General features: G+C 51.1%; 15 protein-coding genes. 10 read left to right on the top strand and 5 right to left on the bottom strand.

The window, feature by feature from the left end; translation table 11 throughout:
* Window positions 1-49 precede the first annotated feature (49 nt).
* The 4 genes from dnaJ to HMPREF1141_RS12035 all read left to right on the top strand — a co-directional run bounded on the left by dnaJ (window position 50) and on the right by HMPREF1141_RS12035 (window position 2,654).
* Window positions 50-1,201 carry a molecular chaperone DnaJ gene (gene dnaJ / locus HMPREF1141_RS12050; RefSeq protein WP_009064669.1) on the top strand — a complete coding sequence of 384 codons (1,152 nt, stop codon included), beginning with the start codon at window positions 50-52 and terminating at the stop codon, window positions 1,199-1,201.
* A 474-nt stretch (window positions 1,202-1,675) separates the two neighbouring features.
* Window positions 1,676-1,957, top strand: a complete 282-nt coding sequence (locus tag HMPREF1141_RS12045; protein ID WP_035317062.1) for a hypothetical protein — start codon at window positions 1,676-1,678, stop codon at window positions 1,955-1,957.
* An 80-nt stretch (window positions 1,958-2,037) separates the two neighbouring features.
* Window positions 2,038-2,277: a hypothetical protein gene (locus HMPREF1141_RS12040; RefSeq protein WP_009064756.1), complete on the top strand. Its 240-nt coding sequence runs from the start codon at window positions 2,038-2,040 to the stop codon at window positions 2,275-2,277.
* 83 nt (window positions 2,278-2,360) lie between these two features.
* Window positions 2,361-2,654 carry a hypothetical protein gene (locus tag HMPREF1141_RS12035; RefSeq protein WP_009064729.1) on the top strand — a complete coding sequence of 98 codons (294 nt, stop codon included), beginning with the start codon at window positions 2,361-2,363 and terminating at the stop codon, window positions 2,652-2,654.
* 70 nt (window positions 2,655-2,724) lie between these two features.
* Here HMPREF1141_RS12035 and HMPREF1141_RS17370 read toward each other — a convergent pair whose 3' ends face one another.
* Entirely contained in the window at window positions 2,725-2,862 is a 138-nt protein-coding gene (locus HMPREF1141_RS17370; protein ID WP_155863622.1) for a hypothetical protein, read from the bottom strand.
* A 361-nt stretch (window positions 2,863-3,223) separates the two neighbouring features.
* Between HMPREF1141_RS17370 and secA the strand changes: the two genes are divergently transcribed.
* On the top strand, window positions 3,224-5,968 hold the full coding sequence (gene secA / locus HMPREF1141_RS12030; RefSeq protein ID WP_009064747.1) for a preprotein translocase subunit SecA: 2,745 nt from the start codon (window positions 3,224-3,226) through the stop codon (window positions 5,966-5,968).
* A 221-nt stretch (window positions 5,969-6,189) separates the two neighbouring features.
* Here the strand turns inward: secA and HMPREF1141_RS12025 are convergent, their stop codons facing one another.
* Window positions 6,190-6,636: a helix-turn-helix domain-containing protein gene (locus HMPREF1141_RS12025; protein ID WP_009064710.1), complete on the bottom strand. Its 447-nt coding sequence runs from the start codon at window positions 6,634-6,636 to the stop codon at window positions 6,190-6,192.
* A 224-nt stretch (window positions 6,637-6,860) separates the two neighbouring features.
* Between HMPREF1141_RS12025 and HMPREF1141_RS12020 the strand changes: the two genes are divergently transcribed.
* The 3 genes from HMPREF1141_RS12020 (at window position 6,861) to HMPREF1141_RS12010 (ending at window position 10,026) form a co-directional block, all read left to right on the top strand.
* Window positions 6,861-7,079 (top strand): hypothetical protein, encoded by a 219-nt coding sequence (locus tag HMPREF1141_RS12020; RefSeq protein WP_009064733.1) that lies wholly within the window; start codon window positions 6,861-6,863, stop codon window positions 7,077-7,079.
* A 427-nt stretch (window positions 7,080-7,506) separates the two neighbouring features.
* Window positions 7,507-8,580 (top strand): NAD(P)-dependent oxidoreductase, encoded by a 1,074-nt coding sequence (locus HMPREF1141_RS12015; protein ID WP_155863620.1) that lies wholly within the window; start codon window positions 7,507-7,509, stop codon window positions 8,578-8,580.
* 27 nt (window positions 8,581-8,607) lie between these two features.
* Window positions 8,608-10,026 (top strand): sodium/glutamate symporter, encoded by a 1,419-nt coding sequence (locus HMPREF1141_RS12010; protein WP_009064788.1) that lies wholly within the window; start codon window positions 8,608-8,610, stop codon window positions 10,024-10,026.
* A gap of 586 nt (window positions 10,027-10,612) precedes the next feature.
* On the opposite strand, the gene HMPREF1141_RS12005 is transcribed toward HMPREF1141_RS12010, so the two are convergent.
* From HMPREF1141_RS12005 to HMPREF1141_RS11995, 3 genes are all read right to left on the bottom strand, one after another.
* Window positions 10,613-12,061, bottom strand: coding sequence for a PH domain protein (locus tag HMPREF1141_RS12005; RefSeq protein WP_009064682.1), 1,449 nt, complete (start codon window positions 12,059-12,061; stop codon window positions 10,613-10,615).
* Window positions 12,054-12,488, bottom strand: a complete 435-nt coding sequence (locus HMPREF1141_RS12000; protein ID WP_009064716.1) for a PH domain-containing protein — start codon at window positions 12,486-12,488, stop codon at window positions 12,054-12,056. The genes HMPREF1141_RS12005 and HMPREF1141_RS12000 overlap by 8 nt, the downstream gene beginning before the upstream one ends.
* Window positions 12,489-12,803: 315 nt before the next feature.
* Window positions 12,804-13,439: a Crp/Fnr family transcriptional regulator gene (locus tag HMPREF1141_RS11995; protein ID WP_009064678.1), complete on the bottom strand. Its 636-nt coding sequence runs from the start codon at window positions 13,437-13,439 to the stop codon at window positions 12,804-12,806.
* A gap of 235 nt (window positions 13,440-13,674) precedes the next feature.
* Between HMPREF1141_RS11995 and leuC the strand changes: the two genes are divergently transcribed.
* Both leuC and leuD read left to right on the top strand, forming a co-directional pair.
* The gene (gene leuC, locus HMPREF1141_RS11990; RefSeq protein WP_009064779.1) at window positions 13,675-14,958 is read left to right on the top strand and encodes a 3-isopropylmalate dehydratase large subunit; all 1,284 of its coding nucleotides are present in this window, start codon (window positions 13,675-13,677) and stop codon (window positions 14,956-14,958) included.
* Complete coding sequence (gene leuD / locus HMPREF1141_RS11985) at window positions 14,955-15,440, top strand: 3-isopropylmalate dehydratase small subunit (protein ID WP_009064762.1); 486 nt, start codon at window positions 14,955-14,957, stop codon at window positions 15,438-15,440. Before leuC ends, leuD begins: the two co-directional genes overlap by 4 nt.
* Window positions 15,441-15,517 lie beyond the last annotated feature (77 nt).

Raw genomic sequence — 15,517 nt, 5'->3', positions numbered from 1 at the left:
GGCGGGAATTGGCTTCTCCGCTTGCCGCACCATGTGGGAGTGACTTGGCTTGGCGGAAAAAAGGGATTATTATGAGGTAATGGGCGTACCCAAGAATGCCTCTGACGATGAAATCAAAAAGGCTTACCGCAAACTGGCAAAGCAGTACCACCCCGATTTGAACCCGGGGGATAAAACGGCGGAAGCAAAGTTCAAAGAGGTCAACGAGGCTTACGAGGTTTTGTCCGATCAAGAGAAAAAGGCGCGGTACGATCAGTTCGGCCATGCGGGAGTAGACCCGAACTTTGGCGGCGGCCCCGGTGCCAGCCCCTTCGACGGCGACATTGATCTGGGCGATATTTTCAACAGCTTTTTCGGCGGCTTCGGCGTGGGGCGCAACGCAAACCCCAACGCGCCCCGGCGCGGGCGCGACGCGCAGGCGTCGGTCACGATCTCGTTTGAAGAGGCTGCGAAGGGCACCAAAAAGCAGGTTTCTTACCAGCGGATCGAGTCGTGCCAGTCCTGCGGCGGCTCCGGCGCGGAAAGCGGGACAGAAACGAAAACCTGCCCGCAGTGCGGCGGTACCGGTCAGGTACGGGTCAGCCAGCGCACGCCGTTTGGCGTGGTGCAGACCAGCCGCGGGTGCGACCGCTGCGGCGGTAAGGGCAAGATCATCGATCATCCCTGCCACACCTGCGGCGGTACTGGGCGCGTCAGAAAGACCAAGACGCTCGAAATCACCATTCCGGCCGGTATTGACGACGGCCAGACCCTCAACGTGGGCGGCCACGGCGATGCCGGAACGAACGGCGGACCCGCGGGCGATCTGCACGTGTTTGTAACGGTGCGTCCGCACCCGATTTTCGAGCGCCGCGGCAACGATGTGTGGTGCGAAATGCCCATTACGTTCGCGCAGGCTGCTCTGGGCGCGGAGGTTGTCGTTCCCACGCTCGACGGCAAGGTGAGCTATCAGGTGCACGACGGCACCCAGCCGGGTGATGTCTTTAAGCTGCGCGGCAAGGGGATTCCGAATATCCACGGCCGCGGGCGCGGCGACCAGTATGTGCGCGTAACGATCGAGGTGCCGAAGAATCTGACGGATCGCCAGAAGGAAATTCTCAAAGAATTTGACGGCGCAGGTGATGAACAGCGTAACTATCAGAAACGCAAGAGCTTTTTCGATAAGATCAAGGATCTGTTCGACACAGAGAAAAAAGAATAACGGGTGTTGTACCCGATATGAAAAGAGACTCCGCAAAAGCGGAGTCTCTTTTGTTGTACTGGGGGAAAAGTTGAGGGCTAGGAACGATCATTTTCATTTTATTTGCAATGTCTGGCTGTTTCTGCCGAAAGCGAAATGTTGATTTTTTGCTATCTGAAAACAGGAATGCAGTGAAAAGTATTTCCTCGAATATCAGGTGTAGGAGTGTTGTATGGCGATATTACAGATTTAAATACATAAAATTTGTTTAAATTGCTTTATGTGATTGAAAAATAATTTCATCGCATAAATTTCATCGCATATATAATAAATTAAAATATATTTGTTAATAAATATATATTTGAGATATTGACTTATTTACAATATCAAACTCTATGGTGGTATATAGAATTAGTGATTTTAACATGACATTTTATAGCTCATATGAACTGAAAAGACTTATAATCAAAATGTGGGAAGCTGCGGTATAAGAATATGAAAAAGAATTTAGCATCTAAGGTTTTAGTATCTTCAATTATGGTGCTTTCTGCGTTTTCTGCTGTTTTTCTAATTTATTCGTATGATTTCTTCCAAGATCTCTTCCATAGCTTTTCGGACGCTCCTACCTCGGTTCTAATTGCTAATGGAGTTCCGTTTTTTCAGGATTTGCTCCGTTTTGACTTTGCCGTTCCGCTAGGTGTGATAATTATGTTAGCTGCTCCGGTTGTTGTTGGCATAACCGCCTATCGTATGGGAAAGGAAAAAGAAAAGATGTGAGAAAGAGAGTCGAATAAGTTATCGAGAAAAGTCAAGGCCCTGTAATTAAGAGTATATATAGAACGCAGGTGAGCTGTTTCTTGACAAAGAAAACGATCTATTTATTTTGCGTGCTTGTAATTGGTGTTCTGATCGGCATTTCTTACCCAGTATTGCACATAAGCTTAACAACCGCTCAAACTCTTCTTTATGCTTATATTATTGCAATCGTAGCGGTCAACGCCGTTCGCGCCTACCGTAAAAAAGAAAAAGCAGCTGTCATATTGAACATTGCGGTCATATTGCTTACACTATGGTTCTTGGCAGGAATGTATCTGTAATGTGAAAAAGCTTTGTTACGCCCAGTGAAAGTTATTTCTAACACAGCAATGTGCTGATTCAAGCATATGAAAGAGGAACAGTTATGAACAAACAATACTGGTTGGGCATCCAGCAGGAGATACTGGAAAGAAAAGGTATTTATAAGCTGTGGGTTTTTCTGTTCCTGTTTTTCGGTACTGTGATTTTTTTCCCGGAAATTCCGGTTCTGGCGTATTCCCCACAGTTTCTTCTGGGTGTGATTACGCTTGTGTTTCTGGGGATCATCTGGCACGTCTGCAAAGGGGAAAGATCAAAAGAAGAAAGCCGTGAGCTGTTGTGGTACATGATTCTTTTCCTTGTGATGATTGCCGGTTCTCTCTACCGTATATTCCGATAAATGCTGCTGAAACGAAACCCGGCCTGTATCCGTAGAAAACACGGATACAGGCCGGGTTTGATGCGTTTGACTATCTGGAATTGTTACGGATGTAAATGCCCAAAGCTCTCACGCCCTGAACGCATACCGAAATCACGGCCAGGTAGGCGACGGATCTGAGGATAGACTCCGCTCCCGTGATAGAGGGCAGCCACAGAAAAGAGTTCATGATTGTTACCTCCAGTCAAAATACAATCGATTGAGTATCTGAGGGGCGCAGGCTGAGCCCGCACGTCCGCCGCGGGGAACCGCGCAGGAAAAAATAACCGCTCTTTCGCGAAACTTTTGTCTTTACCCTGAGTATAGCATGGGTACAACTGGAAATACAATACGGTGTGTAGTGTGCCGCAGCAGGGGAAGCGCCTTGCACGAAGACAAAACGTGCAGGTGGTAAAATGGTATAAACTGTTTGTTTACACAATCTTCTTTTTTTTTAGCTGGCGCTATGTTATAATGTTAACCGTATACGTGTGAAGATCATCAGACGAAACCGATTTGTTTCGTTTTTAAATTGTGTTGAGGTGAAGACGATGAATGTTTTGGCCAAGTTCTTTGGTAATTACAGCAAACGCGAGTTGAAGCGGATTCAGCCCCTTTGCGATGCTGTTCTGGCGTTGGAGGAAAAATACAAAGCCATGTCGGACGCCGAACTGAAAGCGCAGACTCCCGCGCTGAAAGAAAGGCTCGCAAATGGCGAAACGCTGGACGACATCCTGCCTGATGCGTTTGCCGTTTGCCGGGAGGGTTCTGCCCGTATTTTAGAGATGCGGCATTTTCCGGTACAGATCATTGGCGGCATCGTGCTGCACCAGGGGCGCATCAGTGAAATGAAGACCGGTGAAGGTAAAACTCTGGTGGCAACTCTGCCGGCTTACCTGAATGCACTCTCCGGCAAGGGTGTGCATGTAGTCACGGTCAACGATTACCTGGCCCGCCGCGACTCGGAATGGATGGGTAAGGTGTACCGATTCCTTGGCCTTACCGTCGGACTGATCGTCCACGATATGGACAACGATCAGCGCAAGGCCGCCTATGAGGCAGACATCACGTACGGCACCAACAACGAGATGGGCTTTGACTACCTGCGCGACAACATGGTGATCTACAAAGAGAATAAGGTACAGCGCGGCCACAATTATGCGATCGTCGATGAGGTGGACTCCATCCTGATCGATGAGGCCCGTACGCCTTTGATCATTTCCGGCCAGGGGGATAAATCTACCGAGCTGTACGGGTTGGCCGACCGGCTGGCCAAGCAGCTGAAGATGGTTCGTGTGGCGGAAGTGGACGAAAAGGAAGACAACGACGAGCTGTACAAGGAATATGACTATGTCGTCAATGAAAAGCTGAAAACCGCTTCTCTGACCCCGAACGGCGTAAAGAAAGCGGAGAAATATTTCCAGATTGAAAATCTGACCGATCCTGAAAACCTGACGATCCAGCACCACGTCAATCAGGCCATTAAAGCGAACGGTGTGATGCGTAACGATATCGACTACGTCGTGAAGGACGGCGAGGTCATCATCGTGGACGAGTTCACCGGCCGCTTGATGTATGGCCGCCGCTACAACGAGGGCCTGCACCAGGCCATTGAGGCAAAAGAAGGTGTGGAGGTTGCCAGAGAGAGCAAAACGCTGGCCACCATCACGTTCCAGAATTATTTCCGCCTGTACTCAAAGCTCTCCGGTATGACCGGTACGGCCATGACCGAAGAGGAGGAATTCCGCGAGATCTACAAGCTTGACGTTATAGAAATCCCTACCAACCGTCCGCTGGCGCGTGAAGATTTGCCCGATGTCGTCTACAAGACGGAGAAGGCCAAGTTTGAAGCCGTGATCGAGGATGTGGAGGAGCACTATAAAAAGGGACAGCCTGTGCTGGTCGGTACCATCTCGATCGAAAAGTCCGAGATTCTCAGCGCTATGCTGGGGCGCCGCGGCGTGAAGCACGAAGTGCTCAACGCGAAGTACCATGAAAAGGAAGCCGAAATCGTTGCGCAGGCCGGTAAAAAGGGCGCCGTAACCATCGCCACCAACATGGCCGGACGTGGTACCGACATTATGCTGGGCGGTAACGCCGAATATATGGCAAAATCTGAGATGCGCCGCATGGGCTTTTCTGAAGAGCTCATCAGCGAATCCACCGCGTATTCCGATACGCAGGACCCCGAAATCCTCGAAGCCCGCAAAACCTTTGTGGAGCTGAACGAAAAATATAAAGAGCAGGTTCGTCCTATTGCGGAAGAGGTTCGCTCTGTGGGCGGTCTTTATATCATCGGTACCGAGCGCCATGAGTCCCGGCGTATCGACAACCAGCTGCGCGGCCGTGCCGGCCGTCAGGGCGACCCCGGTAAGAGCCGGTTCTATATCTCGCTGGAGGACGATCTGATGCGTCTGTTCGGCGGCGAGCGCATCTCCAACCTGATGGATTCCCTCAAGGTAGAAGAGGATATGCCGATCGAGGCCGGTATGCTTTCGAAGACCATCGAGAGCGCCCAGCGCAAGGTGGAGGGCCGCAACTTCGGTATCCGCAAAAACGTTCTGCAGTACGACGATGTGATGAACCGTCAGCGCGAGGTTATCTACAAGCAGCGCGATCAGGTGCTCAACGGCGAAAACATCCGCGGCCAGATCATCACGATGATCGAGCAGGCGATCGATACCAACGTAAAACGTTACCTGCCGGAGGACCAGCTGCACGACGACTGGGACTTCAAGGGATTGCGCGACCACTATATGGGCTGGCTGCTGCAGCCGAACGACCTCGACTTCTCTCCGGAGGAGCTTGAGGACCTTGATCCCGAATATGTCAAGAGTGAGCTGCTGAAGATTACAAACCGCATGTACGAGCAGCGCGAGCAGGAGTTTGGCCCCGAAATCGTGCGTGAGCTGGAGCGTGTGATCCTGCTCAAAAATGTCGATACCCTGTGGATGGATCACATTGATGCGATGGAAGAGCTGCAGCGCGGTATTCGCCTGCGCGCCTATGCTCAGCGTGACCCGGTCGTAGAGTACCGCATGGAAGGCTACGATATGTTCGATGCGATGATTGCGCAGATTCGAGAGAACACAGCCCGCATGATGCTGACGGTGCGCCTGCAGACCAAAGAAGAGCCCAAGCGCGAAGAGGTGGCGAAGCCCACTATGGCGACCGGCGCTGGTGACGGCAGCGAGGAAAAACGCCCCGTGGTAAACGGGAAAAAGGTTGGCCGCAACGATCCTTGCCCCTGCGGGAGCGGCAAAAAGTATAAAAAATGCTGCGGCCGTGAGGAATAATCCACAACACATTTAAATGGAATAAAACAGAAAAAAGGCTTGCCCAAACGGGCAAGCCTTTTTTGATACGGATAAGCGGGAATCCTTTTTGGCGAAAAGGATTCCCGCTGTGTTTGATTTTCGTCTGCTCTTTTGTGTAAGGTGGGGAAAACAGCCCGCTCAAGAACGCATAGACCATAATTGGGCGATCGGTTATCAATAACCATTCTTTTCCAAAAAAATTAATCCTTTTTAGCAGTGGTTACCGCATCCGTACAACCCGGACCAGAAAATAGATCCCCAGCCACTTGCTCCGTGACCGGACTTTGCTCCTCGAAATTTTTTTTCTGATATAGCATCTCCGAAATTTTCCCCAAAATGATCTGTTGCTCCAACTGGTCGAGCTTACGAAAGCCGTTCAGAAGGAATTTTTCCGGTTCTGGCAGCTGACTGGGAGGCGGGCTGTTATCCGCAAGAAGATCGAGCGACAAATTGAGAAAGCGTGCTATACGATATATCTTATCGAATGGCGGCGACTTGATTTTCCCGTTTTTCCAGTCGGATAAAAAACTGGTGTTGACCTGGCTTTTGATGAGGCATTCTTTCTCCGAGATCCGTCTTTGCTCGATCGCGTTTAGGATCTTCTTCAACATTTTACTACTGTTATATTCCAAAGGTTCTGTTTTCATACATCAATCTCTCTTTTCACACTATTTTAAGAAATATCGTATTTTAGTCTTGACTTGTAAGATATATCGTATTATACTAAAGGCGTTGTAGGATTTTGATACCTCTTATCCAATCGCATAAAAAAGCGAGATAAGAATTTTGATTACCTTTCATCATATCATACAAAAAAAATCCTGTCCATGGAAAGTGCTATAGAAACATCATAAAACAGGAGATGAGAGTGATGAGAAAACGAAACTCACGCCCGCTGACCCCGTTTGGGGTGTGGATCAAAACGCAGTCCATTATTAAAAATGTGGAGCTGCGCGACGTAGCCAGACAATTGGGAGTGTGGCCGCAAAATTTGACGGATAAAATGCGGGGCATCCGTCATTTTCATGACAGCGAAATTCTCCAGATAGAAACGATGTTTGGTGAAAAGTACTCCTCTAAATTCCATTAAACTGGTGGCTGTATTTTAGGAGGAAAGCTTTACCTAAATAAAAACATAAGTTTTATATTTATTAAAAAATATAGAGTTTATGAAAGATAGTTTGGCTTTAAAAACCGGATATATAGGAGTAGTTTACAAATTTATTTTCATTTAAGCTTTATAGCAAGTGATCTTGATAAGGCTTTGTACACTGCGGAACCGCCGCGGCTTCTTCGCACAAAGACCTTCGGCAAGAACAGATTCAGGCAATCTTTTCGAATGGCTCGCCGGGGAAAAGAAGGTGATCTTCTGCTATTCGAATGGTTTGAAAACAAGCAAAAGGGGTGATTGGGAAAGATCTAAAAACAGGGTTGCACAAAAAAGTTGAATCATGCTGTTGGCGCCGGGGGAATGTTTGGGAAACACCCCCGGCGCGGATAAGATGGGAGGTTTCATTTTGGGAGAGTACGATGTCATTCATTTTGAGGCGCTTGGCGCAGAGGCGGAGCATTTAAGGGAACAGACGGATGCCGCGATTCATCAGGGAAAGCTTCCGGCAGACTTAAAGGATCTGATTACCCCAAGCAATGTGCAGGATTATGTGGCGGCGCACCCGGGCTTGATTCTGCCGGAACTGATTACGACAAAAACCCATTCGGTTTTGCCGGAAGAGTACATAAAAAGCGGCGGAAAAAGCGTGATTACCAGAAGTGCCGGGTACGACCACTTTGAACAGTACGCAGAGGTTCTGAACATCACCTCTTTGCGGGAGTACTGCGTCAATTCTGTGGCGCAAACCGCGGTAAAGCTGGTGCACGCTGCGGCCGGCTACTTGAATCATTACACGGAAAACACCATGACCTTTGAGCGGAATAAGGCAAAATCCTTTATGGAGTTTGTTCCGGAGCGCACGGCCACTGTGTTTGGCGTGGGAAAAATCGGGCACAGAATCTACGATCTTTTGGTGGGGAACGGCCTGAACGTACAGGCTGTGGATATTCGTCAGGAAGAACTGAAACAGGAATATGGGGAAAGTGTGCATTTCGTCACCAAAGAGGAAGCGGCCCGTACCAGCGACATCGTTGTCTGTGCGATGAACCTGACCCGTTCGCCGGGCAGCAGGCTGTATAACGTCAATTACTTTTCCGAAGAGTACCTTTCTTCTTTTCAAAAAAATTTTGTGTTTGTCAATGTGACTCGCGGCGACATCGCGCCGGAATCCACGCTGCTGGATTTGTACAACAGCGGAAAGATTCTGGGAATCGGTCTGGACGTGTTCAGTGACGAGGAGGGCTTTGAAAAAGCGCTGAACGGACACGAAAAATGGAACGAAGAAGACCGAATCGCCGCGAAGGTTCTGATGGATCACGCGATCAACCGTACGGGGAATGTGTATGTGCAGCCTCATCAGGCGTTCAATTCCGACGTTGCGGCAAAAAGCAAGGCGGCCAATACGATCAGCCACATGATTGCATGGTATCGGAACGGAAAAACACACTTTGATGAGCAGCTGCCCTATTATCACGAGTGATCGAAACGATTGGAGAGGGGTTTCATTATGACGTTATGGGATGTGTTTGTAGATCTCAGCTGGATTGGGATTTTGCTGCTGGCCGGGCAATTCATGCGCGCAAAGATTCCGATTTTTCAAAAATTCTTTATTCCGGCCTCACTGCTCGCCGGTATTCTGGCATTTGTTCTGGGGCCGAATGGATTGGGTTGGATTCCGTTTTCCAAGTGGCTGGGCACATATGCCGCGGTTCTGGTAGCGGTCATCTTTGCCGCCGCGCCCATTGATGAGGACGACGGAGAGCCAAAGAAAGCCGATAAAAACTCCGAACGCTCCAGAATGATGTGGGGCATGACCGTCAACACCATGGGGATTGCCGTATTGCAGTACGGCGTCGGTATCCTGCTGACGATGTATGTGCTTCGCATTTTCTATCCGGAGCTGCATGAAGGCTTCGGTCTGATGATGGCCACCGCGTTCTTTGGCGGCCCCGGCACAGCGGCGGCGGTCGGCGGCGCGCTGGAGCTGGTAGGCTGGAACGACGGCGCGGTAGTCGGCTATACCCTCTGCTCGGTGGGAATCATCGGCGGTATTCTTCTGGGAATCGTCATCATCAATTGGGGCGCCCGCAAAGGGTATACCAATTATGTAACCGATCCGCATGACCTGCCGAGGGAGATGCTGACCGGCCTGATCCCGCCGGAAAATCAGAAGAAATCCGGGAAGATCACGGTTTCCGGCATCAGCCTGGATTCCATGGCGTTCCATTTGGGCATTGTTCTGCTGGCGGGCTATTTGGGTTATCTGATGACTCAATATTTCAAGGGACTTACCGGCTTTGAAATCCCCGTGTTCTGCACTGCGCTGATTGCGGGTTATCTGGTTCAGTTTGTGATGAAAAAAACCAAGGCTGCGCGCTATGTGGATAAGTCCACTGTCAGCCGCATCAGCGGTACCTCTACCGATTTTCTGATTGTTTCGGCACTCGGTTCTATCGATGTGCAGGTCGTCATCACTTATGCGGTTCCGCTTCTTGTTACCATCATAGCGGCTTTCGTTCTGAACTGGGCATGGTTCATCTTCATTGGCGGGCATACCTCTCCCAAAGACTGGTTTGAACGCAATCTGATGGTTTGGGGTCAGGCCTGCGGCGTGCTGGCTACCGGAATTCTGCTGGAGCGCATCGTTGACCCCGAGCAGAAGGCCTATGCGGTAGAGGATACCGGCTTCGCAAACTTGATTTCCCGCCCGATTATCACCTTCCTGACGGTGGCGCCGCCCATTTTTATCGGGCTTTTCCCGCTCATCAGCAGCCATATTCTTGGCTGGGCCTGTATTGCGGCAACCATCGTGATTCTTCTGGTAGGCTGGAAGATGAAATGGTATACGCCCGGCGGGCCGCTCCCCAAGGGCAGAGCACTCGAGAGGTTGGCGAAAGAAGAGAAGCAGGGGGAACTGGTTCATTAAACTGCCTGCCAATCGAATGTTGTTTTCTTTGAGTATAAGCTCTCTTATATAATAGAATTGTAATGGTTGGTCTGACAGGCGTCCTTATTTGGGGGCGCCTGTCAAGCTGTCTGAAACTGTGCGTCAGCAAAATTGTTTTATAAATAGACTTACGCATTGGCTGCATTTGGAAAGATCATCATATACAACAGGGATGCTCCTTCCTTTAAAGAGTTTGCCGCTCTGGCTTTTGCAGTTTTCTGCATCTTACCGGTTTTTCTTGAAAAGAAGTATAAATTACTCAATACCTATGTTCCCTTACTTATCAAACTTTTTGAATTTTTTTGAAATTTTTTCATATTAAGCACAAAAACTATTGCAAAATTTCTTTTATGTCAGTATAATTTATAATTAGATACCGGACAAGGGATGCTTTCTGTTCCAGCCCCCTCTAGTTGGAATACCCACCGGTTTTCGTTTGATTACTCTCTCTTTTTTAATATCAGGGCGCCGCATTACTGCGGCGCCCTGATATTTTTATGCCGCTTTTCGCGCTTTGGCTGAAACGGTGAGATTTCGTATGGTCCGTATCCACTCGGCAGGCCGGTCACGGTTGCTCTGTTTCTTCCCGAAGAAAGGAGAGCTGCTGAATATCCTTTAGACGGAAATGACGAAGATCAAAGCAGGCACCTTTTTCAGTTCCGATGCACAATCGTACTTGGCAGCGCCCGCTGCGCCGCTGCAGCGGATTTTGGCGGATCACCACAGCTTGCACCGCGCTTTTGGGGAGCACTGCTGTGAACAGCTGATCGCTCACATAGCCGCAGGCCGCAATATGGGTGTCATCTTCAGCCAGAAAGGAATTGCGGTACGCGGCTGTGCGGAGCAGCAGATGGTACATCGGGAAAACCAACAGAAACAGCACCAATGGAGAGAATAGGGCGAGATACCGTACAAACAACGCGTAAAGCAGGAAGATCGCCGCAGCGTGCAGCAGCGGCACCAAAAGAAAGCTCAGCAGAGAGTTTTTGGGTGGACGGATGCTTGTCATCCCCTCGCGCGAAAAGAAATACGGCGATTCCTTCGGGTAAAAGCGGGTCAGGTGATAGCGCAGCTCTTGGGTGTTTGCAGCCGCCATCAAAAGGCTGCGGTCGCCTTTCTCTTTGCCCGAGCCGATCGTATGCAGGTAGACTGATGACAGATGCAGTAGACGCATCATCAGCGTCTGGCGAATTGCCACTGCGCGGATGGCCTGATCGGTAAGCAGCTGCCGGCTGCGGAAAAACATCCCGCGCGAGATCATGGTGCCGGTAGGGCATGTGCCCGCGGTGAAAAAGGCGTAGCGAAAAAACTGCACCAGAAAAGCGCAGAACCATCCCAATGCCATCAGCCAGCCGACAATTGCGACCGTAGGAGGCAGCCCCCAGGCGATCAGCCGCTGGGTCTGGTTCACGCTCTCATAAATCCCGTATAGCTGCCGGGTCAGCTCTTCCCCGAGCAGCTTTCCGGCGCGATTGAGCAAAAGGCCGATCACCAGCAGACCCGAAGCTGGGTTCGACCACGAGATGGCCATCAGCACCACGCGCACGGGGCTGGCGGCATAGCGGTGTGTGATTTCTTCCCGCAGCTGATTCCACCAGCTCATCGGCTCTTTTTTGTGCAGCAGCAGTGTGAGGCTGGGGCGTTTCGCGTTTGCCGCGGGGCTGTCGAGCATTACCTGTACCGCACCGAAAAGGTCGAGAATCGGATTCAGCCGCAGAAAGACCGATGCAACGCAGTCCGCCGGAAGAATGCGGTACTTGTAAAAGAACAGCCCACTGTTCCAGTATAAAATGGAAAGGCTGCGTCCGTTGTCTTCCACGGCGGTGACTCCGTACCCGCAGCTGAGGTACTGAAAGCATGCGATTCCAACGACGGCTACCACACCGGGCAGGCTGCTCCATGCCACTTCTGAAAATGGCGCGCGGAATACCGCCTGCACCAGCGGGACAATCAGCAGGAAGAAAAAGCGGGAAAGATAGTTCCACAGCGTAACAACATGCGGGCGTTTAGTCATCGGCGGCCTCCTCAATGCGGCGCAGCAGCTCGCGGGCGTCTGGTTCTGCCAGCTGCCGCAGGGAGATGGGCGCGCCGACCGGACGTACCGAAAGCGTGCAGAGTCCCAGCAAACTTTGCAGAGGCGTGCGCGAGATGGATGCGGTAAGGATCGTTTCGAGCCGCAGAGAAATGCGTATGGAAAACAGCACGCCCGTCCGCCAGGTCAGCCGGCCGTTCTCAAGGCTGGCCGAACTGAAGCGGAACAGGCAAGGAACATACCAAAAATAATACAATAAGTATATTACAATGAAAATAATACATAAAATGATGCCTACGATCGGGAAAAGAGCCGCAACAATGCCGCACACAAAGCATGCCGGCAGCGCGACCAGTGTTCCCCGAATGCGCCACAGGCGGATGCTGTTTTTCCCCAGCTCGAATTCCAAAGCAGATCACCCCAGATTATTTTCCCCAAAATCTGTGGATTATAAGGACCTCACGCCGTTAGCGGCAACAAGTTGCCGCCGGCTGAGAGAACCTTGAAACTCGGGCTTAGTGAAATGATTCGACTTCTGCCGCTTATTGAGGCAGAGACATCTAATTCTCGTTATAAGGACCTCACGCCGTTAGCGGCAACAAGTTGCCGACGGCTGAGAGAACCTTGAAACTTGGGCTTAGTGAAATGATTCGACTTCTGCCGCTTATTGAGACAGAGACATCTGATTCTCGTTATAAGGACCTCATACCGTATCTAAATCCCATTACGAAAGCGCAAAATGCAGAAGAGCCTCCAGATTCAGGATTCGGATGCTCCGGTATTGGGTAAAAACCCAGCCGCGCCGGGCAAACTCACCTAAAACTCGGCTGACGGTCACGCGCGAGACTCCAGCCATGCTGGCCAAATCCTCGTGTGAGCAGGCGATGGGTTCACCGCCGCGCCCGCCCGAAAGCTCGGTAAGGATTTTTGCGATGCGCCGGTCAGCCTGCAGGAAGGTCATGTGATCCACCTGGTTGGACAGCATGCGTACTGTTTTCGAAAACAGGTGTAACAGCTGAAAGGCGAGCATTGGCTCCTCGCGGAAGCAGTTGAGCAGAACCTCGCGGTTGATGGGGATGATCTGCGATTTTTCCAGCGTGCGTGCGGAAGAAACGCGGGGAAGGCCGTCGAAGAACGCAGCCTCGCCGAAGATGTTTCCCTGCTCGAGCAGGGTGAGGGTTTTTTCCTGCCCGTTTTCAGAGCTCATAAAAATCCGCACCATGCCGCTTTTCAGATAATAAAAACGCTCGGCTAGCTCACCCTGCCGGTAAATCATTTGGTTCCCCGGGTACAGCCGGGGCGTTTCTTTGCGGCCTAATACCTCCCACAGACTTTCCGCGGCCCATTTTAATTGTTCCATCTGCCGTTCCTCCTGCGGTTATCGCTCATACTGTTTCAAAAAAGGTGATTTTTTCCATTGGTAGCGGAAAAGAAACAGTCCTATTTTTAAGTGCTCCAACCATACGATTTGAAATCCGAAAAATATTTTCTCAATTGTATCATGCTTTACATTCTTTGCGCAACAGGAATGCGATAATAAAGAAAATGAAAACAGGCAAAGAGTTTTTCATCAAATCAGGGGAGGTTTTGAACCGATGGGCATGACGATGACGCAAAAAATTCTGGCGGCAAAAGCCGGACTGCCGCAGGTAACGGCAGGGCAGCTGGTAGAGGCGTCGCTGGATTTGGTTCTGGGCAACGATATTACCAGCCCGGTGGCCATCAACGAGTTTGAAAAGAGCGGGGCCACGGGGATTTTTCATAAAGATAAAATCGCTCTGGTGCTCGACCATTTTACACCGAACAAAGATATCAAGGCGGCGGAGCAATGCCGGCAGACCCGCAATTTTGCGGACAAATACGACATTACGAATTTCTTTGATGTGGGCCAGATGGGCATTGAGCATGCGCTTTTGCCGGAACAAGGTCTGGTTGGCCCCGGCGACTGCGTGATCGGCGCGGATTCGCACACCTGCACCTACGGCGCGCTGGGCGCGTTTTCCACGGGCGTCGGCTCCACGGATATGGCGGCGGGCATGATCACCGGCAAGGCCTGGTTTAAGGTACCTGGGGCCATCCGCGTGGTGCTGAACGGTAAGTGTCCGAAATGGGTGTCCGGCAAGGACGTGATTCTGCACCTGATCGGCAAAATCGGCGTGGACGGCGCTTTGTATCAGTCGCTGGAATTCACGGGTGAGGGAGTCAAATCCCTTTCAATGGATGACCGCCTGTGCATCGCGAATATGGCGATCGAGGCCGGCGCAAAGAATGGCATTTTCCCGGTGGATGAGATCACACTCGCTTACTGCAAGGATCGTTTCCAACGCGAGCCGGTGATCTATACCGCTGACGAGGATGCGCAGTACGACAGCGAGATCGTGATTGATCTCTCCACCCTGCGGCCCACAATCGCGTTTCCGCATCTGCCGGAGAATACTCGCACCATCGACGAAGCGGGTACGGTAAAGATTGATCAGGCTGTGATCGGTTCCTGCACAAACGGACGGATGGAAGACCTGCGCGCCGCGGCAGAGATTTTAAAGGGGCGCAAAGTAAACAAACGTGTGCGCTGCATTATCATTCCCGGCACCCAAAGCATTTATCTGCAGGCGATCCGCGAGGGATTGGCCGAGATTTTTGTCGAGGCCGGAGCGGTGTTCTCCACCCCCACCTGTGGGCCGTGCCTCGGCGGGCATATGGGCATCCTCGGCAAAGGGGAGCGGGCGGTTTCCACTACAAACCGCAACTTTGTGGGCAGAATGGGCCATATTGAGTCCGAGGTGTATCTGTCCAGCCCCGCGGTCGCGGCGGCCAGCGCGATTACCGGCGTACTGACCGACCCCGCGGCTCTGGAAACAGAAAAGGAGGATGCAGAATGAACGCACAAGGAACAGTACACAAGTACGGCGATAACGTGGATACCGACGTCATTATTCCGGCGCGCTACCTGAATACCTCATCGCATCAGGAGCTGGCGCAGCACTGCATGGTAGACATCGACGCGGATTTTGTCAATCGGGTAAAACCGGGGGATATTATCGTGGCAAATAAAAATTTCGGGTGCGGCTCCTCCCGTGAGCACGCCCCCATCGCGATCAAGGCGAGCGGAATCTCCTGCGTGATCGCTTCAACCTTCGCGCGGATTTTCTACCGCAACTCTATCAACATCGGCCTGCCAATTCTGGAGTGCGAGGAGGCAGCCCGTGAGATTCAGGCGGGTGACGAGGTCAGTGTGGATTTCGACACCGGTGTGATTCGCGACCTCACCACGGGCAAAACATATCAGGCTCAGCCGTTCCCGCCGTTTATCCAGAACATTATTTCAAAGGGCGGCTTGCTGAACAGCATCGCCAATCCGTAAATAAGCCAATTTCATGAATATTACGCAGCAAAGGCGGGGATTCAAAAGAATTCCCGCCTTTGCTGCGTATGATTAGG

This window comes from Clostridium sp. MSTE9, assembly GCF_000277625.1.
GTDB classification, from domain to species: Bacteria; Bacillota; Clostridia; order Oscillospirales; family Acutalibacteraceae; genus Faecalispora; species Faecalispora jeddahensis.
The sequence above is the reverse complement of the archived record's forward strand: the minus strand, read 5'-3'. Positions and strand labels throughout refer to the sequence as shown.